The organism is Sphingopyxis sp. MWB1, from assembly GCF_000763945.1.
In the GTDB taxonomy this organism is placed as follows: Bacteria; Pseudomonadota; Alphaproteobacteria; order Sphingomonadales; family Sphingomonadaceae; genus Sphingopyxis.
In genome coordinates, this window is the sequence record NZ_JQFJ01000001.1 from 86,999 (window position 1) to 113,006 (window position 26,008).

Annotated in this window: 21 protein-coding genes and 1 riboswitch; of the genes, 12 read left to right on the top strand and 9 right to left on the bottom strand. The window is 62.0% G+C overall.

Annotated elements, in window-relative coordinates; genetic code table 11:
• Positions 1-7: 7 nt before the first annotated feature.
• The 7 genes from JV18_RS0100375 to JV18_RS0100405 all read left to right on the top strand — a co-directional run bounded on the left by JV18_RS0100375 (position 8) and on the right by JV18_RS0100405 (position 7,128).
• Positions 8-1,303 carry a lipopolysaccharide biosynthesis protein gene (locus JV18_RS0100375; protein WP_033072924.1) on the top strand — a complete coding sequence of 432 codons (1,296 nt, stop codon included), beginning with the start codon at positions 8-10 and terminating at the stop codon, positions 1,301-1,303.
• Entirely contained in the window at positions 1,297-2,373 is a 1,077-nt protein-coding gene (locus tag JV18_RS0100380) for a hypothetical protein (RefSeq protein WP_033072925.1), read from the top strand. The genes JV18_RS0100375 and JV18_RS0100380 overlap by 7 nt, the downstream gene beginning before the upstream one ends.
• A gap of 64 nt (positions 2,374-2,437) precedes the next feature.
• A complete protein-coding gene (gene gmd, locus JV18_RS0100385; protein WP_033072926.1) occupies positions 2,438-3,508 on the top strand; it encodes a GDP-mannose 4,6-dehydratase in 1,071 nt (356 codons plus the stop codon).
• A gap of 11 nt (positions 3,509-3,519) precedes the next feature.
• Complete coding sequence (locus JV18_RS0100390; protein ID WP_052071638.1) at positions 3,520-3,933, top strand: hypothetical protein; 414 nt, start codon at positions 3,520-3,522, stop codon at positions 3,931-3,933.
• Complete coding sequence (locus JV18_RS0100395; RefSeq protein WP_033072927.1) at positions 3,933-5,072, top strand: DegT/DnrJ/EryC1/StrS family aminotransferase; 1,140 nt, start codon at positions 3,933-3,935, stop codon at positions 5,070-5,072. The genes JV18_RS0100390 and JV18_RS0100395 overlap by 1 nt, the downstream gene beginning before the upstream one ends.
• Positions 5,073-5,084: 12 nt before the next feature.
• A complete protein-coding gene (locus JV18_RS0100400) occupies positions 5,085-5,849 on the top strand; it encodes a class I SAM-dependent methyltransferase (protein WP_052071639.1) in 765 nt (254 codons plus the stop codon).
• 25 nt (positions 5,850-5,874) lie between these two features.
• Positions 5,875-7,128, top strand: coding sequence for a hypothetical protein (locus tag JV18_RS0100405; RefSeq protein WP_144243825.1), 1,254 nt, complete (start codon positions 5,875-5,877; stop codon positions 7,126-7,128).
• A gap of 57 nt (positions 7,129-7,185) precedes the next feature.
• Here the strand turns inward: JV18_RS0100405 and JV18_RS0100410 are convergent, their stop codons facing one another.
• From JV18_RS0100410 to JV18_RS0100445, 9 genes are all read right to left on the bottom strand, one after another.
• Positions 7,186-8,607 (bottom strand): hypothetical protein, encoded by a 1,422-nt coding sequence (locus JV18_RS0100410; protein ID WP_033072929.1) that lies wholly within the window; start codon positions 8,605-8,607, stop codon positions 7,186-7,188.
• Between the two features lie 159 nt (positions 8,608-8,766).
• On the bottom strand, positions 8,767-9,585 hold the full coding sequence (locus JV18_RS0100415; RefSeq protein WP_033072930.1) for a hypothetical protein: 819 nt from the start codon (positions 9,583-9,585) through the stop codon (positions 8,767-8,769).
• Positions 9,586-9,784: 199 nt separating this feature from the next.
• Complete coding sequence (locus JV18_RS0100420) at positions 9,785-11,095, bottom strand: nucleotide sugar dehydrogenase (protein WP_052071640.1); 1,311 nt, start codon at positions 11,093-11,095, stop codon at positions 9,785-9,787.
• A gap of 2 nt (positions 11,096-11,097) precedes the next feature.
• On the bottom strand, positions 11,098-12,114 hold the full coding sequence (locus JV18_RS0100425) for an NAD-dependent epimerase/dehydratase family protein (RefSeq protein ID WP_033072931.1): 1,017 nt from the start codon (positions 12,112-12,114) through the stop codon (positions 11,098-11,100).
• Positions 12,044-12,439, bottom strand: a complete 396-nt coding sequence (locus JV18_RS15765) for an NAD-dependent epimerase/dehydratase family protein (protein ID WP_144243826.1) — start codon at positions 12,437-12,439, stop codon at positions 12,044-12,046. Before JV18_RS15765 ends, JV18_RS0100425 begins: the two co-directional genes overlap by 71 nt.
• On the bottom strand, positions 12,436-13,455 hold the full coding sequence (galE, locus tag JV18_RS0100430) for a UDP-glucose 4-epimerase GalE (RefSeq protein WP_033073008.1): 1,020 nt from the start codon (positions 13,453-13,455) through the stop codon (positions 12,436-12,438). The genes JV18_RS15765 and galE overlap by 4 nt, the downstream gene beginning before the upstream one ends.
• A 65-nt stretch (positions 13,456-13,520) precedes the next feature.
• A complete protein-coding gene (locus JV18_RS0100435; RefSeq protein ID WP_052071641.1) occupies positions 13,521-14,297 on the bottom strand; it encodes an ABC transporter ATP-binding protein in 777 nt (258 codons plus the stop codon).
• Positions 14,290-15,273, bottom strand: coding sequence for a FecCD family ABC transporter permease (locus tag JV18_RS0100440; RefSeq protein WP_033072932.1), 984 nt, complete (start codon positions 15,271-15,273; stop codon positions 14,290-14,292). The genes JV18_RS0100435 and JV18_RS0100440 overlap by 8 nt, the downstream gene beginning before the upstream one ends.
• Complete coding sequence (locus JV18_RS0100445; RefSeq protein ID WP_052071642.1) at positions 15,270-16,214, bottom strand: ABC transporter substrate-binding protein; 945 nt, start codon at positions 16,212-16,214, stop codon at positions 15,270-15,272. Before JV18_RS0100445 ends, JV18_RS0100440 begins: the two co-directional genes overlap by 4 nt.
• A 73-nt stretch (positions 16,215-16,287) precedes the next feature.
• Positions 16,288-16,473: riboswitch (cobalamin riboswitch) on the bottom strand.
• A gap of 86 nt (positions 16,474-16,559) precedes the next feature.
• Between JV18_RS0100445 and JV18_RS0100450 the strand changes: the two genes are divergently transcribed.
• From JV18_RS0100450 to JV18_RS0100470, 5 genes are all read left to right on the top strand, one after another.
• Positions 16,560-18,047, top strand: a complete 1,488-nt coding sequence (locus JV18_RS0100450) for a protein adenylyltransferase SelO (protein WP_033072933.1) — start codon at positions 16,560-16,562, stop codon at positions 18,045-18,047.
• A gap of 230 nt (positions 18,048-18,277) precedes the next feature.
• Positions 18,278-20,635 carry an autotransporter assembly complex protein TamA gene (locus JV18_RS0100455; protein WP_144243833.1) on the top strand — a complete coding sequence of 786 codons (2,358 nt, stop codon included), beginning with the start codon at positions 18,278-18,280 and terminating at the stop codon, positions 20,633-20,635.
• The gene (locus tag JV18_RS0100460) at positions 20,635-24,924 is read left to right on the top strand and encodes a translocation/assembly module TamB domain-containing protein (RefSeq protein WP_081944625.1); all 4,290 of its coding nucleotides are present in this window, start codon (positions 20,635-20,637) and stop codon (positions 24,922-24,924) included. The genes JV18_RS0100455 and JV18_RS0100460 overlap by 1 nt, the downstream gene beginning before the upstream one ends.
• Complete coding sequence (locus JV18_RS0100465) at positions 24,924-25,160, top strand: hypothetical protein (RefSeq protein WP_033072935.1); 237 nt, start codon at positions 24,924-24,926, stop codon at positions 25,158-25,160. Before JV18_RS0100460 ends, JV18_RS0100465 begins: the two co-directional genes overlap by 1 nt.
• A gap of 176 nt (positions 25,161-25,336) precedes the next feature.
• Positions 25,337-25,909 carry a TMEM165/GDT1 family protein gene (locus JV18_RS0100470; RefSeq protein WP_033072936.1) on the top strand — a complete coding sequence of 191 codons (573 nt, stop codon included), beginning with the start codon at positions 25,337-25,339 and terminating at the stop codon, positions 25,907-25,909.
• The last annotated feature ends 99 nt before the right edge of the window (positions 25,910-26,008 follow it).

Here is a 26,008-nt window from a genome sequence, read left to right on the forward strand (position 1 = left end):
ACGTCAATTGCTCGACCGGATCGAGCTATTTTCCCTGCGGGACATGGGCTGGCAATATGCCGCCAGCTTTGGGGTCGCTATCTTTGGCGCTCTCTATATTCTGACGGCGGGCCGTGTGCTGGGGCCGCAGGATTTCGGCGTCTATGCGCTCGCCGCCGCAGTCCCGACGGTGGTCAACGCCTTGTTCGATTATCGCATTCAGGAAGTGTCGATCGTCGTGCTCAGCGAAAAGGCGAGCGCCGGGGGTTCGGCGGGAAACATTCGTTCGCTCCTTCTTTTCGACGTGGCGGCGCGTGTTGTCGCTTTCGGCATATCGGTGCCCGCCGGAATCCTCGTCCTGCGGGCGCTGGGTATAGCTGTTGATCCGGCGGTGCCGCTTTTGGCGGCTCTGGGGGTGTTCGGCGCGAAGGTCGGTATCGGTCCTGCGATCGGGCTCATGCGTCTCTCGGGAAATATCCAGAAATATGCGCTGCTCCAGTCGCTCGACTGGGCGCTCAGGCTGCTGGGTTTCGGTATCGCCATTTTTCTGGGGCGTGCCTCGGTCGAAGCGGCGTTTCTGGTTCAGGTTCCGCCGGCGATCGTGATCAACCTGGGGATATTGCACCTCGCGCACCGCATAGCGCAAAGCACGTACGGTTCGATCGGCGGCCTAGCCGGTGCGTTAGATCAGCTGCGAATTTTTTGCAGGGAGCGATCGAAGCTGCTGTTCAGTAGCCAGACGATTTCGGCGGTCGATTCGGTGGTGAAGGAACTCGACACGTTGATATGCGGGATATTCCTCTCGCCGCACAATGTTGCGGTCTATAAGATTGCCAAGAGCGTCGCAGCGATTTCCTGGAAATGCGTCGATCCGATCTTTGTCGTCATTCTGCCGAACATCGCCGCCTATGCCGCCGACGGCAAGCTGGCCGAACTGTCGGCGATTCTGAAAAAGACTGCAATCTATCTGCTCGGCATCGCTCTCTTCATATTTCTTGCAGGATGGGCATTGGTTTTTCCGTTCACGCAGTATGTGCTTGGCCCCGGATACGACGAGGTGCCGTCGATATTCCCGTTGATATCGCTGTGGATAGTCGTGGCGCTGCCGTTCATTTGGACGCATTCGGTCGCCATCGCATCCGGCAACGCCCCGCTACAGGCGATGTCGGGATTGTTGGGGGCCGTTATCGGGGTTGCGGCACTGGTAATCGGTGCTGCATCTTGGAGCCTGTCTGGCGCGGCGCTTGGGCTGTCTGTGGCCTATGCCGCAACATTCGTAATCTCTTGGGTCCTGCTCGTGAAAAAGAAGATCGTGATATGGTAAAGTTCCGCAAAGCGCATTTGGTCCTGGCGCCTGACAACCGGTCGTGGATCATCGAAAAGATGGCGGCCCGGATTGCCGAATATGCCCCAGCCTTTGGGTTCGAGGTTTCGGTGGGCGACGCTGAGGATTCCCACGCCGACGTAAATCACTGGATGAGCTATGCCTTCGCCAACGTGCCCCATAACACACCTGCGACGATGCTCATCACGCATCTTGACGATCCATATAAGGTAGGTCTGGTCAAGAGAGAACTGACGTCGGGTGTCGACGTGGGCATCGCGCTGTCGAGCCACACGTGCGATATGCTGGTCGCCGCGGGCGTTAGCGAGGCCTCGCTCGCCTTTGCGGTCCCCGGTCATGATTTTGCGGCGGAGCCGAGGCGCATCGTGATTGGTCTGACGACCAGGCTTTATGCCGACGGTCGCAAGCGCGAGTCCATGCTGGTCGACATGGCGCGATCAATGCGTCTCGACCGGTTCCGCTTCGAAATATTCGGCTTGGGCTGGGAGGAGGTCATTCCCCTCCTCGAAGCGGCGGGGGCTGAGGTCGACTATTGGCCGGGGACCAGCGATTTTCGGGCCGATTATGTGGAGATGATGGCACGCGTGCCCGCGTTCGACTACTATCTCTACCTCGGACGCGACGAAGGGTCGCTCGGAACGCTCGACGCGCTGGCGGCGGGGGTCAAGACGATCATTACGCCGCAAGGCTTCCACGTCGATCTTCCCTGCGGCATCACCCATGCCATATGGTCGCAGGAAGAACTGGAAGCGGTCTTCCGCGATCTTGCTGCGGAGGTCGATTGTCGCGCGGGCGCGGTGAAGGATCTCACGTGGCAGGCCTATGCCGAAGCGCATACGATCATCTGGCACGCGATTATCGACGGCCGGATCGGCGAAATTGCCGGTCTGCTAGCGGCGCATCGCGGCCATCGTTCGCGCGAAGTTGCGCCAGTGAGCGAGGGACGCACCACCATGTTGCGCCGACTCGCAAGCCCATATCGCATTCGTTCGGCGCTAAGCCACCTCCCGTTGCTCAAACCCGTTCGGGCGTGGGTCAAAGGGCGCTAATCTGTTGCATTGCGTAGCCCGTCTCTCTAGTTAGCGCGGTGTTGCATTTTGAAAGACCTGATAAATGAAAAAAGCCATTATTACAGGCATTACGGGTCAGGACGGTGCCTATCTGGCGGAGTTTCTGATCAAGAAGGGTTATGAGGTTCACGGTATCAGACGGCGCGTATCGATCTTTAATACGGCGCGTATTGATCACCTTTATTCTGATCCGCACGAAGGTGGCGGCAGTTTGACCCTTCATTATGGCGACATGACGGATTCTAGCAGCCTGATGCGCGTCATTCAGCAGGTGGAACCGGACGAGTTCTATAATCTTGCTGCGCAGAGCCATGTCGCGGTGTCCTTTGAAGAACCCGAGTATACGGCAAACTCGGATGCGGTTGGCGTGTTGCGTGTTCTCGAAGCCTTGCGAATTTCGGGCCTCGCAGAAAAGACGCGCTTTTATCAGGCGTCGACTTCGGAGCTTTACGGGCTGGTGCAGGAAGTGCCGCAGAAGGAAACCACGCCCTTCTATCCGCGCTCGCCCTATGCCGTCGCCAAGCTTTACGCCTATTGGATCACGGTCAATTACCGCGAAGCCTATAATATGTATGCCTGCAACGGTGTGTTGTTCAATCACGAGTCCCCTATCCGGGGGGAGACGTTCGTTACTCGCAAAATTACGCGCGCGCTTGCTCGAATTAAACTTGGGCTGCAAAAGCGCCTTTATCTCGGAAACCTTGATGCGCTGCGTGACTGGGGGCACGCCCGTGATTATGTCGAAATGCAGTGGTTGATGCTGCAGCAGGACAAGCCCGAGGATTTCGTCATCGCGACCGGCGAGCAGCATAGCGTACGCGAATTCGTCGAGGTGGCGGGCCGCCGCCTAGGCATGGATATCCGCTGGGAAGGAGAGGGCGTGGACGAAAAAGGCTATCTCGCTGACGGCACCTGCATTGTAGAGGTCGATCCGGGATATTTTCGCCCGACTGAGGTTGAAACGCTGCTTGGCGACGCCACCAAGGCGCGAACCAAGCTGGGGTGGGCGCCAAAGGTCGATTTTCATGCTCTGGTCAACGAAATGGCCGACGCCGATCTGGTGGAAGCGGAAATCGAACAAGCCAGCAGTGCGCGCCGTCGCTCGCTTTTCTGAAGGTATCGACGATGAGCCCGTCTTCGCCCGTCGAAATCGTTGCGAGTAATGCCGGCGTTCCGCTCGCCTATATCGTCGACCCGCACTGGCTGCCGTCTGAGACGACATTCATGACGCCTGGCGACTTCAGCCTGCAGATGGGCATGATCGTCTATGGTGCGGGGGAAGATATCCCCGCGCACGTGCACCTTCCGATCACTCGGCAGGTCGAAGGCACGAACGAGTGTATCGTGGTGCGCAAGGGGCGGTGCCGGGTGACCATTTATGACAGTGGGCGGAATTTCGTCGCCGAGCGGGATCTGGAACAGGGCGCGATCATTTTGCTGCTCGGGGGCGGCCACGGCTTCCATCTTTATGAGGATACGGTCCTGTTCGAGGTGAAGCAGGGGCCCTATGCCGGAAACAGGGACAAGGAACGGTTTTGATGACGTGGGTACCGGTTAACGAGCCGCTGCTGACTGACGAGGATTTCCAGCCTCTCGAGGAAGCTTTCCGCAGCGGATGGATTTCGTCCGCCGGGCGCTATGTCGACGAGTTCGAGCAGGGGTGGGCCGATTATTGCGGTCAGTCGCACGGCATTGCCGTTGCCAACGGCACCGTGGCGTTGCAGGTCGCGGTCGAGGCGTTGGGCATCGGGCAGGACGACGAAGTCATCATGCCCAGCTATACGATTATCAGCTGCGCGCTTGCGGCGGTGCGCGCTGGTGCGAAGCCGGTTCTCGTCGATTGCTGTCCGCGCACCTTTAACATGCGGACCGACGAAATCGAGGCCAAGATCACGCCAGCGACTAAGGCGATCATGGTTGTCCATATGTTCGGCCATCCGGTCGATATGGATCCCGTCCTCGCGCTGGCCGAGAAACACGGCCTGGCGATCATCGAGGACGCGGCCGAAGTCCATGGCGCCCGCTATTTGTCGGGGCGTGATACCGACAGCGCGACCTGGCGGGTCTGCGGCGGCATGGGGCATATCGCGACGTTCAGCTTTTTCGCCAACAAGCTGATCACGACTGGCGAAGGCGGGATGCTGATTACCAGCGATGATCACCTTGCCAAACGCTGCCGCGACTTACGCAATCTCTGTTTCCGCCCCGACCGGCGCTTTCTGCATACCGAGCTTGGTCATCAATACCGCATGACCAATATGCAGGCCGCGGTTGGTGTCAATCAGGTGAAGCGCATCGAGGACATCGTCGAGCGCAAGCGCGCGATCGCCGCCGAATATACGGCGCGTCTCGGCCGCCTTCCTAGCATCCAGCTGCCGATTGAGGAAAATTGGGGGCGCAGCGTTTTCTGGGTCTATCCGTTACTTCTTGACGACGATCATCCGCTCGACGCCGCAAACTTCGCCGCCGCGTTGAAGGCGGAGGGTGTCGAATCGCGTCCTTTCTTCCTGGGTATGCACGAACAACCGGTGTTTCACGACATGGGCCTGTTCTTGGGTGAAACCTATCCTGTGACCGAGCGGATCGCGCGCAAGGGGCTATACATACCTTCGGGGCTGGCGATAACTGACGACCAGATGGGCCATGTATGTGCCGCCGTCCATAAAATCCTAGCCTGAAAGAGCGTCGGCATGACTGTTTTCGACTCCTCGTACGCCAATCAATATGATCTGCTTTATGCCGACAAGGATTATGTCGCCGAATGTGACCTAGTCGCCGCGGCGGCAAGCTCCCATGATGTTGCGATGAGCCGGGTCCTCGACATTGGCTGTGGAACCGGCGGCCACAGTCTCGAGTGGGCACGACGCGGCGTCGCTTGCGTTGGGGTTGACATGTCGCCGTCGATGATCACGCTGGCGGAGGAAAAGGCCGCTGGGCTTCCTATCGCGCTACGGCCGGAATTTCTGGTAGGCGATGCCCAAAGCTTTCAGGCCGACGGCGAATTCGATGTCGCGACGATGATGTTTGCGGTACTTGGTTATATGGCGGACAACGATGCCGTCGTCGCGGCGCTGCGTAACGCGCGGCGGCATTTGCGGTTAGGCGGCTTGTTCGCATTCGATTGTTGGTATGGGCCGGCGGTGCTAAGCGTGCGGCCGGAAGACCGTGTGCGGGTTGTCGAGGGGGCAAAGGGTCAGACCATCCGATCCGCCTCGACCACCGTCGACAGTCTGCGTCAGTTGGCGCATGTGAACTTCCGCCTCTGGACGGTGGCAGGCGACCGCTACCTCGGCCATGCTGAGGAAACCCATGCGATGCGATTTTTCTTCGCGCAGGAGTTGAAGCTTTTACTCCAGGTGGCGGGGTTCCGGCTGTCGTCGATCGTTCGTTTCCCCGACGGCGGCGAACCCAGCGACGATAGCTGGAACGTCTTCTGCGAGTGCGTCGCCGTTTGACGGCATTTGCGTTGGGGTGGCAATCATGCGATATTTTCTTTACGCATATATCATCCTTATCCCCTTTTTGCATGCGCTAAGCCCCGTCCCGATTCAGACGATCGGTTTCATCCTGTTGGTGGCGATCTCGCCCTTCGTGCTGCTGACGCGCGGGATAGAACCGGGCGTGTTCCTTCGCCAAGATATTTGCCTGTTTATAACGCTGATATGGGGGTTCGTCGCCTGGTGGTTATACCCCGTGCCAATCGAGATGGATCGTGTTCAGGGGGGCGTTCAGTGGCTCAGCTCGGTCGTATTCTCGCTCATTATCGTCAGGAAACTGATCATCATATCGCGGGTCACGATCGAGGATATCGGCCGAGCGGCTTCACTGGCGGTTATCCTCCTCTCCATCGGTATCATCGCCGACTTTTACCTTGCCAATATTGAGGGCGTTCGGCTTAGCGATATCATCCCTTATTCGGTGGACAAGTTCCCCGAGGCGGAGGTGTTGGGGCTTCAGCGTCCGCGTGGCCTAACGGTTGAGGCTGGGTTCAACGGCATCATCTTTGAATGTTTGGCGCCGTTTTCCGTCTATTATTTCCTCAAGAACAGGAATCTGCTGTCGATAGTCGCGATCGCTATGGCGTCCCTCGGAGGCATCCTGATCTTCAGCCTTTCGACCATCTTCGCGGTGGCTGTCTCGATCTCGCTCCTGTTCCTAATCAAGAGTCGCTCGTTCTTTTCGCTGTTCTTCGTGGCTATTTTTGTGCCGTCGCTTGTTTATATGGCGCTTTCAAACCAGTTTCTTTTCGACTTGTTCGGATACAAGATCGCCGATTTTCTGGATATCGCGAACTACAATGTCTTTGCCGTTGGCCGGCAAGGATCATTGTTGGTCGGGATTCAGCTGTTTCTCGAGAATATTCTCGGTATCGGGTGGGGAACCGTTCTGCAGGAAGCCACCATTCCCGGAACTGCGATTGATTATAGCCTCGACGGGGGCAGCCTGATCAGCCTGTGGCTCGAGCTCCTGGTTGCTACTGGCATCATAGGCTTTGGCTTCTTTGCTTACGTTTTTGTAAAAAATGCCAAGGGGCTAGTAGAAAAACGAGGGCGCGCGAGCGATTTTATATTCGTGAGCTTGGTGGCCGTTAGTCTGCACCATATATTCGTCTATGATCTATGGTTCCCGATGATATGGTTTTCACTCGCGGTTGCCCAAGTCGCGCTCAGCAGGCCTTATGGACCATATTTTCTGTCGTCCGATAATCGACGGACGGCTCGACCGAAAAGCTGACCGGTGTGCAACTGCGGCTTTGATGCTGCCGCTGCATTGGTGACATCGTCAGGATGATTATCCGTCAATCAATCCATGCGCGCGCAGCGCAGCCAGAATCTCGTTTATTTTCACGGATTCGTTGCCATGCGAGGCGTCTGCGATTGCGGGCTGCCGCACCCCAACCACTTGATCGCCCGCCACGAGCAAACCACCAGACAGAATATTGATGCCGGCGTTATATTGCCATTCGAATACATCCGCAGGCGTGTGGAGATCGCGTTTCGCCGTCGCAACCCCTTTGCCCTGTGAACCCTTTCCAGTCGAACGCCCGAATATCTGGGCGGCGAGATCAAGGGTGTCGGAATAAAGGTCCAGATGGCCTCCTACGCCCGAGCCGTGAACGCCGGCGATCCCGAAACTTCCCAGCATCGCCAGTCTTTCGATCCCGCGAATATAGGGGAGGATGAAATTCTGTCCGTCTGCATCGGTGAATCCGGAATCCGTGGCCGTTTGGGTGAACAGGATGACGTTCGCAAAGGCGCCGGAATCGAGCAGATCGCCTTTTTTTCCAGCTTCGCTATATCCTCCATAAATATGGTTGCCGCGCGCGCCTTGCATGAAGTGGAAATTGCGCGCCGCGCTTTCCTGGGACATGGGACCAAAAAATTTATTGTCAATTGCGTTGCCGATCGCGAAATTGTCCTTCCTGTTACGGAGGAAATCGCCTCCAAACATCTGGCCGCCGTTGACATCGGGCTCTCCCAGCGGAAACGTCGCACTTACCTGGCTATTACTGTGGTGACAAAAGAAGCCACGCCCCTTTGCGGCATAAGACCGGAGGCCGGATATTCGCCAACCGTTGGCATTTAGCCGTTCGTTGTCACCGCCTATGCGGAAATTATCACCCCCTGCCTTACGGACGGAGACATTTTCCACGATAATCCGAGTGCCAATCACCTTTATGCCGTCTCCCGTCCCTTGCAGGGCACCGTCGACATCAAGGTTGTGGAGCTGGCAATCGCTCGTCATCGTGATAGTCGGCTCGTTACCGGCGAAACCGCGCAGGATGCTCGAACGTCCGCGGCTATCATCGAACGAGGACGCGCCTTCGCCTGCGAGCGAACTGTTTGCGGGCATGACAAGAGGCTCGTCGAGAGTTAGCAAGCCGCGAAAGGAAACCGCGCGTCCGCTAGCCAGTGCCGCTTCGAGGGCCATGCGTTCGGCGGCAGGGCCGTTCGAGGCATCGTAGAATTCTTCGATCGACGCGGGGCTGGCAGCGCGCGCCCAAGTCAGTTCGCGCTCGAGGCTGTTTCCACGGGAAGTCGACACCATCTCTCCGCCGGTTGACGAACCCAGCTTGTCGACGAGAGTGCCAAGACCATTGTCAGCGGGGAGCGATGTGGGCCCGGAGGCAGAGGTGGGCGCGGCGATAAGCGAATCCGCCGAATCCAGTGCGGCCCACACGCCAGCGGCGGCCAGAATGTCGCGTCGTTTCATTCCGTCGTCTCGATGTGCCACTTAATCATTATCCTTGGAGGGGGGAAGCCCCGCGTCGGCATAAAAACAACGGCACGGGGGGCTTTGAACGGCGGATGGCTTGGGAATCTTCTTGCCACCTGAAGTTGGTCCGTCGCGCCCGATCTACGAACAGTGCGGTCATCTGCTGTCCCAGGCAAGCGCATCGCGCACCAGCTTGAGTGATGGCGGCTGGCCTGCGCTGCGCTTGATTAATTCATGTTGTGCTGGCCGATATGGCTGACCAGCGGTGTAGTAAGCAAAGTTTCGCGCTAGGCCCTTGCGCACGCAAAAGGCATTCGATCCGGCGAGGCTGCAGGTAACGATCCGATATCCGTTAAGAACGCGGACCATCGTGGCGAGCGATGCTCCAGGGTAGTTGTCATTCCGCCAGAAATTTCCATCATTCTTTTCTATCGATAGGCCGATGTTGTGCAGGAATTTCCCATTATATTCAACGCATACGATGGTTGTCTTGGCCTTTATTGTTTTAGCCAAGGCAAATGCGTCATCGCTGTCAATGTCTAGGCTGAAGTATTCTGGTCCGTTCGTGCCGATAAATTCCTTGTAATGCTCCAGAAGTGTAACCACATTGTGAACATGGATCATTTGCTGATCTACGAGAAGAATCGGATTTCCTGTCTTGGTTTCCGGCAATGAATCTTGGATGTAGGAAATATTGGCAGAGATTCCGTCAACCCAAGCGCCCCGATAACCTTTTGCAACAAGGTAGGCGGGGTTATTTTCAACGCCACGACCGCAGCCAATTTCGATGAACGTCTTGTTGCGCGATTCTTCAGGAATTCGGGATGATATTGTTTCGATGATGCTATCCTCATCGACTTGAGAGAAAATCTTGAAGCCGCCAAGAAACGAATTATCCAGCGTTTTGGACTCGGCTTCCTTTAGATGGTTTCTCTCGAATTCTTTGACTCGCAATCCTCTGGCTATCGGAAACATCGAAAGAAATCGCTTTCATTTTCTGGATTGTCCACGAAACTATCTTTGATGGCATCTGTACACTCCTCAATAGAAATCTGAAGCGTATAGGCCCTTGAAAGTTGGTTCTCCGAATAGCCCTTGTCCATTTAGCCCGGCGCAATCCGAGCAAAAACCCCAATTTCGCTGACGGCTTGTGCTGAGGCTAACCGAAGAAGTTTTAAAGGCGAAGAGTGTCGGTGCGGTTGTCAAATATGCCCTTCAGGTCGAAGATCGGGCTTGCCGACGAACGATTGAATTTTCGGACGCCGGAAAGGCCTATCGTGCGATATTCATCGTGCGCCACGGCGAGGATGATCGCGTCATAGGCCGATTCTTCCGGCTCCACGAGTTCGATACCATATTCTTGCCGAGCTTCCTCGGCCGAGGCCCACGGGTCGTGGCTGTCGACTGTCATCCCATAGCCTTCGAGCTCCGCGATGATGTCGACCACTCGCGTATTGCGAAGGTCGGGGCAGTTTTCCTTGAATGTTAGGCCAAGAACGAGAACGCGTGCGCCCTTGATCGCAATATCGCGAACGATCATTTCGCGCACCAGCCGGTTGGCGACATAAGTGCCCATCGCATCGTTAATCCGCCGGCCCGCCAGCACGACCTCGGGATGATAGCCGACCGCCTGTGCCTTGTGCGTCAGATAATAGGGGTCGACCCCGATACAATGCCCTCCCACGAGCCCGGGGCGGAAGGGTAGAAAATTCCATTTTGTGCCGGCGGCCTCGAGCACATCGAGCGTGTCGATGTCCATGCGCGCGAATATGAGCGCGAGTTCGTTGACGAGCGCGATATTGAGGTCGCGCTGCGTGTTCTCGATCACCTTTGCCGCCTCGGCGACCCGGATCGACGGCGCCTTGTGCGTCCCCGCGGTGACAATGGCCCGATAGAGCTGGTCAACCTCTTCGGCGATCGCGGGGGTCGAGCCCGCGGTCACCTTCATAATCGTCGGCAGGCGGTGCGCCTTATCGCCGGGGTTGATCCGCTCGGGGCTGTAGCCCGCAAAGAAGTCGCGATTGAATGTCAGACCTGATGCGGCTTCAAGGACGGGGATACACTCTTCTTCGGTCGCGCCGGGATAGACTGTGCTTTCATAGATCACGAGCGCGCCGGCGGGCATCACCCGACCTACCATCTCGGATGCGCGGACGAGGGCGGTGAGGTCCGGGCGCTTGTGTGCGTCGATCGGGGTTGGCACGGTGACGATGAAGATGCGGCATTTGCCCAACTCCCCGGGGTCGTAGGTAAAAGACAGTTTGTCCGCTTCCGCCAGTTCGGCGGCGTCGACTTCCAGCGTCCGGTCGTGGCCGCCGCGCAGCTCGTCGATGCGGGCGGCATCGATGTCGAAACCGACGACCGACCGCTGCTTCCCGAATTCGACCGCCAGCGGCAGGCCGACATAGCCAAGACCGATGATCGCGACTGTGGCGTCATCATAGGAAGGCGCAGTCGAAATCTTAGTGCCGCTTGCGTTCGTCATCCTCAAACTCCGTAATATTCACGATACCAGGCGACGAAATTATGAACGCCGTCGCGGAAATCGGTCTGCGGCGTGTAGCCGGTGAGCGCTTGGAGCAACGAGGCATCGGCCCAAGTTGCGGGGACATCGCCCATCTGCATGTCCATATAATTGCGGATCGCCTTGACACCTATTTCTTCTTCGATTGCTTCGATGAAGTCGAGCAGGCGCACCTTGTCCGAATTGCCGATATTGACGACGCGGAACGGGGCCGCGGGGGACAGACTGTCGCAGAGGATCGGTTCACCTCGGCCTTCGGCCGCCGGTGGCGGGGCGTCAATCAGCAGGCGGATGCCGCGCACTAGATCCTCGACATAGGTAAAGTCGCGCCACATGTCCCCGTGGTTGTAGATGTCGATCGGTGTCCCCTCGAGTATGCCTTTCGTGAATTTGAATAGCGCCATGTCGGGGCGGCCCCAGGGGCCATAGACGGTGAAGAAACGGAACATCGTCGTCGGGATGCCCCACAGATGGGCATAGCTGTGCCCCATCGATTCATTGGCTTTCTTCGTCGCAGCATAAATTGTTAGCGGGGTATCGCATTTCTGCCGCTCGTCAAAGGGCATGTCCTCGTTCGCGCCATATACCGAGGAGGTCGAGGCCATCAGAAGATGCCCGACCTCGAGTTCACGCGCGCATTCCATAACATTGAAAGTGCCGACGACATTGGTGTCGATATAGGCGCGCGGGTGTTCGAGGCTGTAGCGAACGCCGGCCTGCGCCGCGAGATGGACAATGACGTCTGGCTCAATCGCCCGTGCGTAATCGAGAAGCTCTTCGGCTTCCTCGAGACGGAACTCGCGAGCCGAGAAGCGGTTCGATTTCGCCGACAGCATGCGGTGGCGTTCCTGCTTGATCCGCACATCATAATAGTCGGTCATCGCGTCGAGGCCGAAAACCTCGAATCCCTCATCGAGAAGAAGTTTGCAGAGGTGGAAACCTATGAAACCCGCGCTGCCCGTGACGAATATCTTTTTCATAACCCTCTTCTACCGAATCCAGACCGACCGACGCCCCCAAAGGCGCAACGAAGGCGCCATAGGACAGCGGCGGCGTCACCGCCATGACCAATTGGCAGTCGCGCGACAGGATGGAAGTCGTGAGCTTTAAAGACGCCAAGGTCCTGCACTTGTCGCGGCTCCCGCGATATCTTAGACGAAGGCCCCGCGTCTCCGCCATATTCAGCACATGCGAATAGTAGGGGCTGAAATTGTCGATACCAATCACTCGTTCGCGGCGCGCGAGGAGCGCCGCTGTGACATGCATGCCGATAAACCCCGCGGCCCCGGTCACCAATATCGTCATGCAGTCTCGCCATATCCTTCGGCATTGGTCGATTGCCACAACCAGCTACTCGCACACATCGCATCCACGTTCAGCGCGGCTTCCCACCCCAGCAACTCTCGGGCTTTCCCGGTCGCGGCAAAGCTGATCGCCACGTCCCCCGGTCGCCGGGGCGTGATCTCGTACGCAATGCTGTGCCCGCAGGCCCGTTCATAGGCCGCGACCAGTTCCTTCACCGTAATGCCTTTGCCGGTGCCGACATTGATCGCCTCGCACCCCGCCGCGCGGCCCGTATAATCGAGCGCGGCGAGATGGGCATCGGCCAGGTCGACGACATGGATATAGTCGCGCTCGCCCGTGCCGTCGCGCGTGTCATAATCATCGCCAAAGATCGAAAGCCTCTCGCGGCGACCGATCGCGACCTGTGCGATATAGGGCATCAGATTATTGGGAATGCCCTGCGGATCCTCGCCGATCCGGCCCGATTCATGCGCGCCCACGGGGTTGAAGTAACGCAGCAGCACCGCCGATGCATCCGGGGTCGCCGCGCTCCAGTCGCGGATCATACCCTCGACCATCGCCTTGGTCCGGCCATAGGGGTTGGTGGGGGCGATGGGATGATCTTCGTCAAAGGGCAGACATTGCGCCTCGCCATAAACGGTGGCGGAGGAGGAAAAGACGATGCGGCGGCACCCGGCGGCGTCCATGGCGGCGAGCAGATGCGCCGATCCGCTGACATTATTCTCATAATAGAGCAGCGGCTTCTCGCTCGATTCCCCGACGGCCTTCAGCCCCGCGAAATGCACCGCCGCATCGGCTCCAAATTCCACAAGCGCCCGCGTCAGCGCGCTCGCATCGCGAATATCGCCCTCAACCAGCGCGAAATCACGGTTGGTCAATTGCTTGACCCGCGCGAGCGCCTCAGGCGAGCTGTTCGAAAAATTGTCGAATACGCAAATCTCATGCCCGGCGGAAAGCAGGCGCACCAATGTATGGCTGCCGATATAGCCTGCGCCGCCTGTCACAAATATCTTCATCGCTATCCCGTGAAAATGGCCGATTCTGTTGGCGCGCGCCATAGCATGGAACGGCGAAGCGGGGGTTAACTCTTTGCCGCCCGCCGGAAATAAAGCGCTTTTGACCCGTCCGCCGCCAAGGTCGGGCTGCGCTCGAACAGCGCGGGCACATGGCGCGCCAGCGCTTCGGCCCCGGCGTCGGTGGCGGCAACCGCGCGTCCTTTCTCCATCCACAAAATCTCATCGGCAAATTGCGCGACCAGCGATAGATCGTGCAGCACGGAAACCACAATGCGCCCCGCGCGCGCGCGGGCGGCGAGGCATTCCATCACCCGATATTGGTTTGCGGGGTCGAGCGCGGCGACAGGCTCATCGACCAGCAGCACCGGCGTATCGGCGGCAAGCACGCGGGAAAGGCAAGCTAACGCCTGTTCGCCGCCCGACAGGCTCGTTACCCGCCGGTCGGCCCAGCGGTCACAGCCGGTTTCGGCCATGGCCGCCGCCACTGCTTCGGCGTCCTCCACCGCCAGCCGCCCCGGCACCGCGCCATAGGCAAAGCGGCCCAGCGCGACCATGTCAGCGACGTTGATGTCCCACGCCAGCTCATGGCTTTGCGGCAGATAGGCGAGCCGCCGCGCGCGCACCACGGGCGTCAGCGCACCCAGCATTTCATTCCCCAGCCGCACCGCGCCGCTCGCGGGTAAAATGCCCGCGATGGCGCGCAGCAGGCTCGACTTGCCCGCGCCATTGGGGCCGACGATAGCGGTCAGCCGTCCGGGCGCGAAGGTGGCATCGACTTGCCGGACCAGCGACGTCCCCCGCACTGCGGCGCTCAACCGCTCCAGGATCAAGGCTTCAGCCACGGTGAATCCTTCCGCGTTGCAGGATGATGGCGATGAAGATCGGCGCGCCCGCCAGCGCGGCGACCACCCCCAGCCGCAGCTCATCCTCGGTTGGCAGGATGCGAACAAAGAGATCGGCGAGAATCAACAGCGCCGCGCCCAGCAGCGCCGATGGCCACAGGCATTGCCCCGGATCATGGCCGACCCACGGGCGCACCAGATGCGGCGCGACAATGCCGACAAAGCCGACCGCGCCCGCCAGCGCGACCGCCGCGCCGGTGGCCAGCCCGGTGCCGATAATCACCGCCATGCGCGATGCGCGCGCGTTCAGCCCATGGGCGACCGCCGCCGCCTCGCCAATCGCCAGCAGCGACAAATTGGCCCGCTGGCCCAGCAGCAACAGCGCGCCGATCAGGATCAGCGGCGCCGAAAAACCAAGGTCGGCGAGGCTGCGGTTGGCGACTGACCCCAAGGTCCAGTTGACAAGGTCCGACAGCGAAAAGGGATTGGGCGCAAAATTGAGGATCAGCGCCATCAGCGCGCCCGACAGGCTGGAGAGGCCAACCCCGATCAGGATCAGCGTCGCCATGCCCTGCGTGCGCACGGCGGCGGAGGCGAGCAGCGCGGTCGCCAGCATCGCCGCCGTCACCGCGCCAATGGGCAGCGCCCAGGGCCAGGCAGCGGCCAGCCCGAAATAAAGCGTCACCGTCGCGCCCAGCGTGGCGGCAGCGGACACGCCGAGCACACCGGGTTCGGCGAGCGGATTGCGGGTCAGCGCCTGCAGCGCCGCGCCGCACATGCCGAGCGCGCCGCCGACGAGCGCCGCGGCCAGTACGCGGGGCAGGCGGATCTCGAACAGGATCATCGCCGCCGCGGGGTCGCGCCCGCGCGCCCAGTCGATGGGCAGTGACGGCGACAGCCCCGACGGCCCCGCCATCAGCGCGATCAGCGCCATGGCGATCAGCAGGGCGGTCAGCGCGGCGTTGACCCGGCTCATATCGCGCCGCCCTTCATCGCCGCTTGCGCCGCCGCCAGCCTGGCCACCGCATCGCCGGCCAGCCAATTGCCGCAGGCGAGCCAGCCCCCCGGCACCTCCACATCGGGAACCCCCGCCGTCACCCGGCCCAGCACCGGATGCCGCGAGGATGTCCAGCGATCCTGGGCATAGCGCGAGCTGTCGAAAAAGGCGCGAAACACCATATCTGGCGGACGCCGCACCAGTTCCTCCAGCGGGATCGAACCCCAGCCGGGGCGCTGGCGATAGGGGGTGAAGCCCGCGCTCTCGATCACTTCTGCCACCAGCGATCCCGGTCCGGTTGTGACATCGCCGGGGGTCAGATAGAGCGCGTGGGGGCGCGGCGCCTGCCTGTCGTTCCGCTTGGCTGCCGCCGCCTCGGCCGCCGCGAGATTGGCATCGAAACGCGCAACGAGGGCATGCGCGCGCGGCTCCGCCCCCAGCTCGCGCCCGACGCGCAGCATATCGGCGCGCACCCCGGCCATATCCCCGGCATAGCCAAGCTGGACGACCTGGATGCCGAGCTTCTCCAATTGCCCCGCCAACCGCCCATCGCCGCCATAGGATCGCACGACCATATCGGGCTGCAGCGCGATAATATCCTCCAGCGCGGGACGCAGGCGCGCGATGCCCTGCGCGCGCGGCGCTGAAAAGCTGACGTCGCTGTCGGCCTCATGCGATATCGCCGCGATGCGCGCACGGGGCAGCAGGCCGATCGCCATCTGGTCGGCGCAATAATCAATGCTGACGACGCGCGGCTTATCGCCCTCTTGCCGGTCGGCGAGTGCGGCGGCGGGCTGGCAGGCGGGGAGCAGCGCCATGGGGCCGAGCATGGCAAGCGCGCGCAAGCGGCGCTTCAGGTTCGCGAACCGTCTGGCGGCTCGGTCGGGGGCAGGGCGGCCCCGGATAATCGCATCTGCCATTCATCCTCCACGCGGTCGGCCTTGCCGTCGCGCGAGTTTCCCCGCCCATTCCCGGTGCACCCCGCCCGAGAACAGATAACGGCGACAAGGGGCAGGTTTCCTGGCTCGCCGGGTCGCTGATCTATGCCGCCTTCCCGGACCGCTGGCCCAGTGGCTTTTCGGCATCGCTCTCGCCGGCGACAGTTGCGGGGGCAGCGCCGGACTCGAACCGGACTTCCCTTTATCCCCGTTGCCGGGGACCCTTTGTCACAGCGCGGCGCTAGCAAAAGCGTGGCGGAGCGGCAATTGGCAAACTTGTAATTGCTGCGCCCAGCCGCGACATAGGGAAAAGCATAAGGAGCCGGAATGAAACTGGGGTTCGACAATAGTTTTCACCGCGAGATGGCGGGCTTTTACACCCCGGCGGAGGCCGCGCCCGCCAGCGCGCCTGCCCTCCTCGCTTTCAACGATCTGCTCGCCGCGCGGCTTGGGATCGACCGGGCGGGGGCGGATGACGCCGCGCTCGCGCGCCTTTTCGCCGGGCAGGACATGCCTGACGACGCCGCCCCCATTGCGCTCGCTTATGCCGGGCATCAGTTCGGCCATTTCACCCCGCAGCTTGGCGATGGCCGCGCGCTTTTGCTCGGCGAAATCATCGCCCCGGACGGCGCGCGTTTCGACGTTCAACTGAAAGGATCGGGACCGACGCCCTTCTCGCGCAATGGCGATGGCAAGGCCGCGATCGGCCCGGTGCTGCGCGAATATCTGGTGTCAGAGGCGATGGCGGCGCTTGGCGTGCCGACAACCCGCGCGCTCGCTGCCGTCGCAACGGGGGATCGGGTGCAGCGCGAGCGCGGCCACCCCGGCGCGATCCTCACCCGCATCGCCAGCAGCCATATTCGCGTCGGCAGCTTCCAGTTTTTCGCTGCTCATTTTGGCGCCGGGCATGTCGAACGTCTCTCCCGCTACAGCATCGCGCGCCATTTCCCCGAACTGGCGGACAGCGCCAATCCGCATCTGGCGCTGCTCGACTGGGTCATCGGCCTGCAATGCGCGCTTGTGGCCAGCTGGCTGGGGCTGGGCTTTGTCCATGGGGTGATGAACACCGACAATGTCGCGATCAGCGGCGAAACCATCGACTATGGCCCCTGCGCTTTTGTCGACCATTTCGCCGTGAACCGTGTCTTCAGTTCGATCGACGCGCAGGGCCGCTATGCCTATGGCCGCCAGCCGCAAATCCTGCACTGGAACATGGCGCGCTTTGCCGAGGCGTTGCTGCCCGCCATCCACGCCGTCGATCCCGCCGATGTCGAAGGCGCGAAAGCCCTGGTCGAGGCCATTCCCGACCGCTTCCGCGCCGGCTGGCACGAACAGATGCGCGCCAAGCTGGGGCTTTCGGCGGAAGAGAACGGCGACGCCGCGCTGATTGACGCGCTGTTCGCCGCATTGGAAGCGCCCGTCGGGGATGGGGGCGGGGAAGGGGAGGGCACCGACTTCACCCTCTTCTTTCGCGCGCTCGCCGCCGATCTGCGCGGCGATCCCGGGCCCTTGGCCGCCCTGTCGCCCGGCGAAGCGCTCACTCGCTGGCATGGCGAGTGGCGCGCGCGGCTCGCCCGCGAAAGCGGCGATGAAGCGGCCCGCGCGGCGGCGATGGACCGGGTCAATCCGCTCTACATTCCGCGCAATCATCAGGTGGAGGCCGCGCTTGCTGCGGCGGAGGCGGGGGACATGGCGCCCTGGGTCGCGCTGCTCGACGTGGTGCGTCACCCATATGAAGCGCGCGCGCCATGGGCCGATTATGCGCTTCCACCGCCGCGCGATGCCGCGCCCTATCGGACCTTTTGCGGGACCTGAAATGCAGTGAAGCTGTTGAAAAGACAGGCCGCCGCGGCAAGGAGATGGCGACATGGATCAACGATTGCACGAGGATGGAGAAAATCGGGTTGCGCCGTCGCCGCTGGCGGGCCAAAAGTGCGCGATCCGGCTGACCATCAATGCAATATTCTGAAAAACCATGTGAAGTAACCAAGCCTCTTTCCGGGGAACGGGCGTGGCTGCTTTTGTCGGCCTCGCTGCTTGGCCTGATGGCAAGCGCCCCGCTCGCCGCTCAAGAAGCGCCGCCGCCGCCTGCCGCCGAAAAATCCCCGCCAGCCGACGCCGCCACCGACGAAGATGAGGATGCCGCCGCTGATGCAGCGGCGGAGGAGCGCGAGGAGCGCCGCGCCGAAGCGCGCGAAAGCAAGGAAATTGCCAGCCCGACGCCTCCGCCGCCCGACGCGATCCTGCCGACGGTCGAACCAATCATCGACGATGATGAATTTCGCAAGGCCATCCCGCCGATCCGTGCCGAGGATGACGCCGAACTCGACCGCCCGCTCGAATCGCTCGCCGATTTCGAGAAGCGCTTCGCTGAACAGGAGCCGGGCGATGCTGGGAACAAGGGAGACACCACCCAACGTGCCGCCGCCGATTCGGATGGAGACGGGGATGAGAGCGACCCCGCCGCCGATGATCGTGATGCCGCCGCGCTTCCCGCGCTGGCCGATGGGGATGCGGTCGAATCCATTGGTGATTCGCCGATCACCGATCCCGAACTGCTCGCGCCGCTGCCACCGATCGAAAGCTTCGATGTCGAACCGGTCGAATTTGCCGAAGCCGATCAGGAGGATCGCAACCGCGAAGTCGCCTATAGCATAGAAGTCACGGGGCTGGAGGAGGCCGACCAGAGCAGCGAGCTCAACATGGCCGGTACCTTCCGCGAGCTGTCGGCGCTGCATGACGGCGATGGCAAGGCCGAAAATGGCGCGATGCTGCGTGCGCGGCTGACTGCTGATGGCGAATTGCTGCAGCGCATCCTGGCGTCCGAAGGCTATTATGACGCCGAAGTCGCGACCCGCATCGAGCGCGGCGACCGCCAGCAAGCCGAGGCGCCGCAAACCCAGCCGATCCGGGCCGTCCTCACGGTTACGCCGGGGGTGCGCTATAATTTCTCGTCCATCGAGATTCAGGCCGACCCCACGGTTCCGCCCGATCTCATAGCCGATAATTTCCCGCTTCGCGTCGGCGAGCCGATCGTCGCGCAGCGGGTACAGGGGGCTGAAGCCGCCGTGGCGCTCAAGCTGCCAGAAGAAGGCTATCCCTTCGCGGTCGTCGGCCAGCGCGATATTCTGCTCGACGGCGTCACGGGCGACGGCGCCTATACGCTTCCCGTCGACATTGGCCCGCGTGCGCGCTTCGGCGGGGTGGAGACGAAGGGCGACCTTGCCTTTGATGCCGATCATGTCGCGGTGCTCGCCCGGTTCAAGCGCGGCGATCTTTACGACAGCCGACTGGTCGACGATCTGCGGCAGGCGCTGGTCGCAACGGGACTATTCTCGACCGTCGCCGCCGAGCCTCAGCGCACGGGCGAAAGCGCGGGCGACGATACCGAATATGTGACGATGATGGTGACGCAGCAGGCCGGACCACCGCGCACGCTCGCCGCCAGCGCGGGCTATGGCACGGGGCAGGGACTGCGCGTCGAAGGAAGCTGGACCCACCGCAATTTCTTCCCCCCCGAAGGGGCGCTGATCCTGCGCGGGGTTGCGGGCACACAGGAACAGGGCATTGGCGTGACGATGCGCCGCTCCAACGCCGCGCGCCGCGACCGTACCTTCGAGCTGGTCGCTGAAGCCACGCGCAGCGATTATGATGCGTTCAATGCCATAACCGGCCGGGTCGGCGCGCGGGTCAGCTATGAATCGACGCCCATCTGGCAGAAAAAGCTCACCTACGCTTATGGCATCGACCTGATCGCCACGCGCGAGGATGATTATGATTTCCAGCGCGGACTGCGCCGCCGCGATTTCTACACGATCCTGGGGCTGACGGGCCAGTTGGGGCTCGACCGCAGCGACAGCCTGCTCAACCCCACGCGCGGCTTCCGTCTGACCACGTTAATTCAGCCCGAAGGCTCGCTCGCGGGCGATTTTTCGCCCTATGGCCGGTTGCTTTTCGATGCCAGCGGTTATCAACCGATCACCGATTCCATCGTCATCGCCGGCCGGCTGCGTATTGGCAGCATATTGGGCGCGGATCGCCAGAAAATCGCCCCCTCGCGGCGCTTTTACGCGGGCGGCGGCGGTTCGGTGCGCGGCTTTGGCTATCAGCAATTGGGGCCAAAGGATCCGAACCACGACCCCATTGGCGGGCGCAGCGTCAACGAAGCCGCGCTGGAGGCGCGCTACCGCTTTGGCAATTTCGGCGTCGTCGGCTTCGTCGATGCCGGGCAGGTGTATCGCGGCCCGACCCCGACGCTGGAAGATATGCGCTTCGGCATTGGCATAGGCGGACGCTTCTATACCAATTTCGGTCCCATGCGGCTTGATATTGCGACCCCCATCGACCGCAAGCCGGGTGAATCGCGGGTCAGCGTCTATGTCTCCATTGGCCAGGCTTTCTGATGAGCGAGACGCCGATCAGCCCGGCAACCGCGCCCGAGGAAGCGGAGGTTCCCGCCGCCGCAACTGGCAGCCAGGATAGCGGCAATGGCACGGGGCGCAGCTGGCCGCGCCGTCTGGTCCGCGGCACGCTGATCGGGCTTGCTTGGCTTGTGACCTTGCTCGCCATCTTTCTCATCGGCCTCAACAGCGATGCCGGGCGGCGCTTTGTTATCACCCAGATTGAAAAGCATGAATTTGAAAATGGGATGAAGATCGGCATCGGCCGGCTCGACGGGTCGCTCTATGGCGCGATGCGGGTGCGCGATTTCACCCTGTCGGACCCCAGGGGCGTTTTTCTTCGCTCGCCCGAAGTGCGGATCGACTGGCGCCCCTTCGCCTATCTGCTCGATAGTCATCTCGACATACGTTCGGCAACGGCAGAGCGAATGACGCTGCGGCGCCTGCCCGAATTCAAGGAGGTGCCGGACAGCGACGAGCCCTTGCTCCCCGACCTTGATATCGACATTGGCCTCTTGCGGATCGACCGGCTGATTATCGGCGAAGCGGTCACCGGCCAGCGGCAGGATATGCGCATCGCCGGGAAAGTCGCCATTGCTGACCGCCGCGCACAGGTGACGGCGGATGCTGAAAGCATCGGTGCGGGCACTCCGGGCGGCGGGGCCGGAAAGGGCGACAAGGCCAAATTGCTGCTCGACGCGGTGCCTGACAAGAACCGGCTTGCGATGACGCTCGACCTTCACGCGCCGCAAGGCGGGGTGATCGCCGCGCTGGTCGGGGTGAAACAGCCGATGACCCTTCGCCTCGACGGCAAGGGCGATTGGGCCAAATGGGACGGCCGGCTGACCGGCGATCTCGGCACCGCCTCGCTCGCGCGGCTCGACGTGTCGGCGCGCGACGGACTGTTTGCGGTAAAGGGCACCACCCGCGCCGCGCCCTTTCTGTCGGGGATGCTGGCCTCGCTCTTCGCCGGGGAAACGGCGGTGGATCTCAAGGGTCGCCTCGCCGAACGCAAGGGGCAGCTTGACGGGCGCCTCGCTTCGGATGCCATGCGGGTGGGGATCAGCGGCGGCGTCGATCTGGCGCGCAATCATTATGATGATCTGCAACTTGCCATCAATATTTTGCGGCCCAGCGCGCTGGCGCCCGATATCCGCGGCGAGGGGCTGCGCGCCACCGCCCGGCTCGACGGCGAATTTGCTCAGCCGTTCGTCGATTATCGCGCCAATGCCCGGCGTTTCGCCTTCAACGATCTCAGCGTCGATGCGCTTCAGCTTGCGGGTCGGGCAAAGGTCGATCCCGACCAGATATTAATCCCGGTCAGCGGGCGCGCCGCGCGGCTGCACGGGCTCGATGTCGTCGCGGGCGGCACCATTGCCCCGGTGCAGATGGACGGCGAATTCGCTTATAAAAACGGCCGGTTGCTCAGCGACAATCTGCGCCTGCGCTCGCCGCGCATCAATGCCAGGGCGATCGTCGTCGCCGACCTCAATCGCGGTTTCTACACCGGCGCGCTCGATGGCCATGTCAATGATTATCATGTCGAAAGCGTCGGCATTTTCGCGGTTGAAACCGATATCGACCTGCAAACCGCACCCGGCGGCTTTGAACTTGCGGGCAATGTGCGCGCCCGCTCGACCCGACTGTTCAACTCGGGGGTGCAGGATTTTCTTGGCGGCCATGCGGTGGGCACCGCCGCCATCCGCTATGGCACCGATGGGGTGCTGCGCTTCAACCAGCTTCGCCTGACCGCGCCGCGCCTGCGCGTGACGGGTGGCGAGGGGACCTATGCGCTCGACGGCCAGCTCCGCCTCAGCGCGCGGGGCCATTCGAGCGATTATGGCCCGCTTGGCCTGCGCGTCGAAGGCACGCTCGCTCAGCCGCGCGCGATCGTCACGGCTGAAAAACCGGGGCTGGGCATCGGCCTTGCCAAGCTGGTCGCGCGGGTCAACAGCGCCCCGGGCGGCTATCTGCTCGATGCAAAGGGCGACACCGATTATGGGCCGCTGACCGCCGATGTGTTCCTGCATATGGCGACTGGACCGATGAAGATCGACGTGCGCCGCGCCGATTTGGCGGGCATCGGCTTCACCGGCCAGTTGGTGCAGACCAGGGCGGGACCGTTTGAGGGGCGGCTCGACGCCATGGGGGAGGGGCTGGGCGGGCTCATCCGGCTCAGTGCCGATGGCGCGCATCAGGCCGCCGCCATCAATGCCCGTGCCAATGGGCTGAGGCTGCCGGGGGCGGCAGGTCTGTCGATGGAATCGGCGATTATCGACGCCGATGTCATTTTGTATGACACCCCCCATATCGTCGCTGATGTCCAGATCGCCGGGACGCGCCTTTATGACTATGATATTGCGGTCGCGCGGGCCAAGATTGATTATCGCGGCGGCACCGGCAAGGCGCAGGCGCTGGTGGAGGGCGAAAGCGGTGTCGCCTTCCGCATCGCCGCCAATGCCGACCTTACCCCCGATCTCTGGCGCGCTTCGGTGCGGGGCCGCGCGGGCGGCATTAATTTCCGCACGGACAATCCCGCGCGCATCATTCCGCATCGCGACGATTATGAATTGCTGCCGACGACGATCAATCTTGGGCGGCGCAGCAGTGCGCGGGTCGCGGGCCGCTTCGGCGACGGCATTTTTCTGCAAAGCCGTCTCGACCAGGTGAATATGGCGATCCTCAACGCCCTCTATCCCGACATGGGGCTGGGCGGGCGCGCCAGCGGCAGCATCGACTTTGCTCAGGCGAACAGCAATGCCTTCCCCCGCGCCGACGCGCGGCTCAGCATTCGCAATTTTACCCGCACCACCGCCGCCTCGATCAGCGAACCGGTGGACGTCAATCTCGCGGGAAAACTACTCCCCGATGGCGGTGAAATGCGCGCGGTCATGCGCCAGCGCGGCACGGTCGTCGGACGGCTTCAGGCCTCGCTCCGCCCCATTGGTCCAGCGGCCGGCTCGTGGATGGAACGGCTTCAGGCCGCGCCGCTCGGCGGCGGCTTCCGCTTCAACGGCCCCGCCGACACGCTCTACAGCTTCTTCGGACCCGCCGATCAACAGGTCAGCGGCCCCGTCGCGGTCGCCGCCGATTTCAGCTGCCGTCTTTCCGACCCCTGCCTCAACGGCGTCGTGCGCGGGCGGAACATGGTCTATGAAAATCAGACCTATGGCACCCGCCTGACCGAGATGACCGTGAACGGAAGCTTCACCGGCAACCGCCTTGTCATCGAGCAGGCAAAGGCCAAGGCGGGCGATGGCAGCATCGACGCCAGCGGCTATGTCAGCCTCTCGTCCGCCGACGGCTATCCGATGAATATTGCCGCGAAGCTCGACAATGCCCAGCTTGCGCGTAGCGACAATATGGGCGGAAGCGCCACCGGCGATCTGCGTCTGCAAAAAGTGGCGGGGCAGACCGCGATCCTTTCGGGCAATCTGCGCGTGCCAGAGGCGCGCTACCGCGTTGTGCGCGAAGGGGCGGCGAGCGTCCCGATACTCAGCGGCGTGCGGCGCAAGCCCGCGACGGGGCGGCGGCGGATCAGCGGCGATGGGCTGGCGGCCGTCGGCGGTAGCCTGTTCGACCTCATCCGCCTCAACATCAAATTGCGCGCACCCGATCAAATCTATGTCTCCGGCATGGGGCTCGAATCCGAATGGCAGGCCGATGTCACCCTTAGCGGCACTACGCTGGCGCCACGGGTGAATGGAGAGGTTGAGCTGGTGCGCGGCACGCTCGGCTTTGCGGGCCGATCCTTCACGCTGGAGGAAGGGCGGGTCACCTTCCCGACGGGCGATGCCTATGATCCCGGAATACGTCTTGTCGCCTCTGAAACGATCGAGGATATCACCGTCAACGTCAATGTGACGGGGCGCGCCCAGAACCCGCAGATCACTTTCTCCAGTACGCCGGGGCTGCCGCAGGATGAAATTGTCTCGCGCATCCTCTTCGGCGATTCGATTACTAACCTTTCCCCCTTGCAGGCGGTGCAGCTCGCCTCCTCCCTCAATGCCCTGCGCGGCAGCGGCGGGCTCAGCCCGCTGGGTGCGTTGCAATCGGCGGCAGGGATCGACCGGCTGCGCGTGCTCGGCGCCGACGAGACCGAGGGGCGCGGCACCGCCATCGCTGCGGGGCAATATATCTCCAAGGATATTTATCTGGAGGTGATCACCGATGGCAAAGGCTATACCGCGACCCAGCTTGAAATCAGCCTGACCCGCGCCTTGTCGATCCTCAGCCAGGCGGGCGGTTCGGGTCAGTCGAACCTCAGCGTGCGTTACCGCAAGGATTATTGATGCGCGCCGCCACCATCCTCCTCCCGCTCGCGCTCCTTACGCTGGCCGCCTGCCAGCGCGAGCCCGATTTCGACACCCGCTTCGACGAAGCACAGGCCGAGATAGAGGCCCGCGCCAAAGCGCTCGACGCAGATATTCAAACCGCAACCGAAGAAAGCGCCTCCGCCGCTCCGGCGGACAGGGACTTGCCAGCCGCGCCGTCAGCGGCTACCCCGCCTGCGTCATCTGGGGAGTAGCCAGCCGCCCTTGAAAAGGGGCGGGCCGCAGCGTCAACATACTCGGTCGAGAGGCCGTGGCGCCGTGGAAGCACCCGTTGCTTGGGCGAGACCAATGGCGTCGAACCTTCCGTCCAGGTCGGGCGGCGAGGTCTCGATGTCTATTGGATCACTCGCCGCCCGGCCCCGGAATTGTCATGGACGCTTTTCTCACCTCGACTGCTATCGTCACCCTCGCCGAAATTGGCGACAAGACGCAGCTTCTCGCCATTTTGCTCGCCGCCCGCTTTCGGCAGCCGCTTCCCATCATCGCCGGCATATTGGTCGCGACGCTCGCCAACCATGCGCTCGCCGCGCTCGTTGGCGCACAGGTGGCGACTCTGCTCGACAGCGCGGCCTTCCGCTACGCCGTCGCTTTCTCCTTCATCGCCATGGCCGGCTGGACGCTCATCCCCGACAAGCTGGACGACGACGAAGCGCCGCGCACGCGGTCGGGTGCCTTCTGGACGACGCTCATCGCCTTTTTCTTCGTCGAGATTGGCGACAAGACCCAGGTGGCGACCGTCGCGCTCGCCGCTCAATATCAGCAGGTGGCGCTGGTCACCGCGGGTACGACGCTGGGGATGATGATCGCCAATGTCCCTGCGGTCTTTGTCGGAAAGGCACTGCTCGAACGTCTCAATTTCACATGGGTTCGCGTAGTGGCGGCGCTGCTGTTTCTGGTCCTGGGGGTGTGGCTTGCGCTGCAGACCGCGGGCTGGATCGGCTGATCGGGAAGGGGCGGGCGCTGTCACACGCAATAGCCACAGGTTATGGGCGGGCGAAGATTCAGCGCTCGCATCGGTCGGCTGCGCTGTTATGCGTCACGC

Bases quoted from the DNA above. Each gene is read 5' to 3' on its own strand.
- JV18_RS0100380 (WP_033072925.1), top strand. From the start codon at position 1,297: ATGGTAAAGTTCCGCAAAGCGCATTTGGTCCTGGCGCCTGACAACCGG.
- gmd (WP_033072926.1), top strand. From the start codon at position 2,438: ATGAAAAAAGCCATTATTACAGGCATTACGGGTCAGGACGGTGCCTAT.
- JV18_RS0100390 (WP_052071638.1), top strand. From the start codon at position 3,520: ATGAGCCCGTCTTCGCCCGTCGAAATCGTTGCGAGTAATGCCGGCGTT.
- JV18_RS0100395 (WP_033072927.1), top strand. From the start codon at position 3,933: ATGACGTGGGTACCGGTTAACGAGCCGCTGCTGACTGACGAGGATTTC.
- JV18_RS0100400 (WP_052071639.1), top strand. From the start codon at position 5,085: ATGACTGTTTTCGACTCCTCGTACGCCAATCAATATGATCTGCTTTAT.
- JV18_RS0100405 (WP_144243825.1), top strand. From the start codon at position 5,875: ATGCGATATTTTCTTTACGCATATATCATCCTTATCCCCTTTTTGCAT.
- JV18_RS0100410 (WP_033072929.1), bottom strand. From the start codon at position 8,607: ATGAAACGACGCGACATTCTGGCCGCCGCTGGCGTGTGGGCCGCACTG.
- JV18_RS0100415 (WP_033072930.1), bottom strand. From the start codon at position 9,585: ATGTTTCCGATAGCCAGAGGATTGCGAGTCAAAGAATTCGAGAGAAAC.
- JV18_RS0100420 (WP_052071640.1), bottom strand. From the start codon at position 11,095: ATGACGAACGCAAGCGGCACTAAGATTTCGACTGCGCCTTCCTATGAT.
- JV18_RS0100425 (WP_033072931.1), bottom strand. From the start codon at position 12,114: ATGAAAAAGATATTCGTCACGGGCAGCGCGGGTTTCATAGGTTTCCAC.
- JV18_RS15765 (WP_144243826.1), bottom strand. From the start codon at position 12,439: ATGACGATATTGGTGACCGGGGCCGCGGGGTTTATCGGCATGCATGTC.
- galE (WP_033073008.1), bottom strand. From the start codon at position 13,455: ATGAAGATATTTGTGACAGGCGGCGCAGGCTATATCGGCAGCCATACA.
- JV18_RS0100440 (WP_033072932.1), bottom strand. From the start codon at position 15,273: ATGAGCCGGGTCAACGCCGCGCTGACCGCCCTGCTGATCGCCATGGCG.
- JV18_RS0100445 (WP_052071642.1), bottom strand. From the start codon at position 16,214: ATGGCAGATGCGATTATCCGGGGCCGCCCTGCCCCCGACCGAGCCGCC.
- JV18_RS0100450 (WP_033072933.1), top strand. From the start codon at position 16,560: ATGAAACTGGGGTTCGACAATAGTTTTCACCGCGAGATGGCGGGCTTT.
- JV18_RS0100455 (WP_144243833.1), top strand. From the start codon at position 18,278: ATGGCAAGCGCCCCGCTCGCCGCTCAAGAAGCGCCGCCGCCGCCTGCC.
- JV18_RS0100460 (WP_081944625.1), top strand. From the start codon at position 20,635: ATGAGCGAGACGCCGATCAGCCCGGCAACCGCGCCCGAGGAAGCGGAG.
- JV18_RS0100465 (WP_033072935.1), top strand. From the start codon at position 24,924: ATGCGCGCCGCCACCATCCTCCTCCCGCTCGCGCTCCTTACGCTGGCC.
- JV18_RS0100470 (WP_033072936.1), top strand. From the start codon at position 25,337: ATGGACGCTTTTCTCACCTCGACTGCTATCGTCACCCTCGCCGAAATT.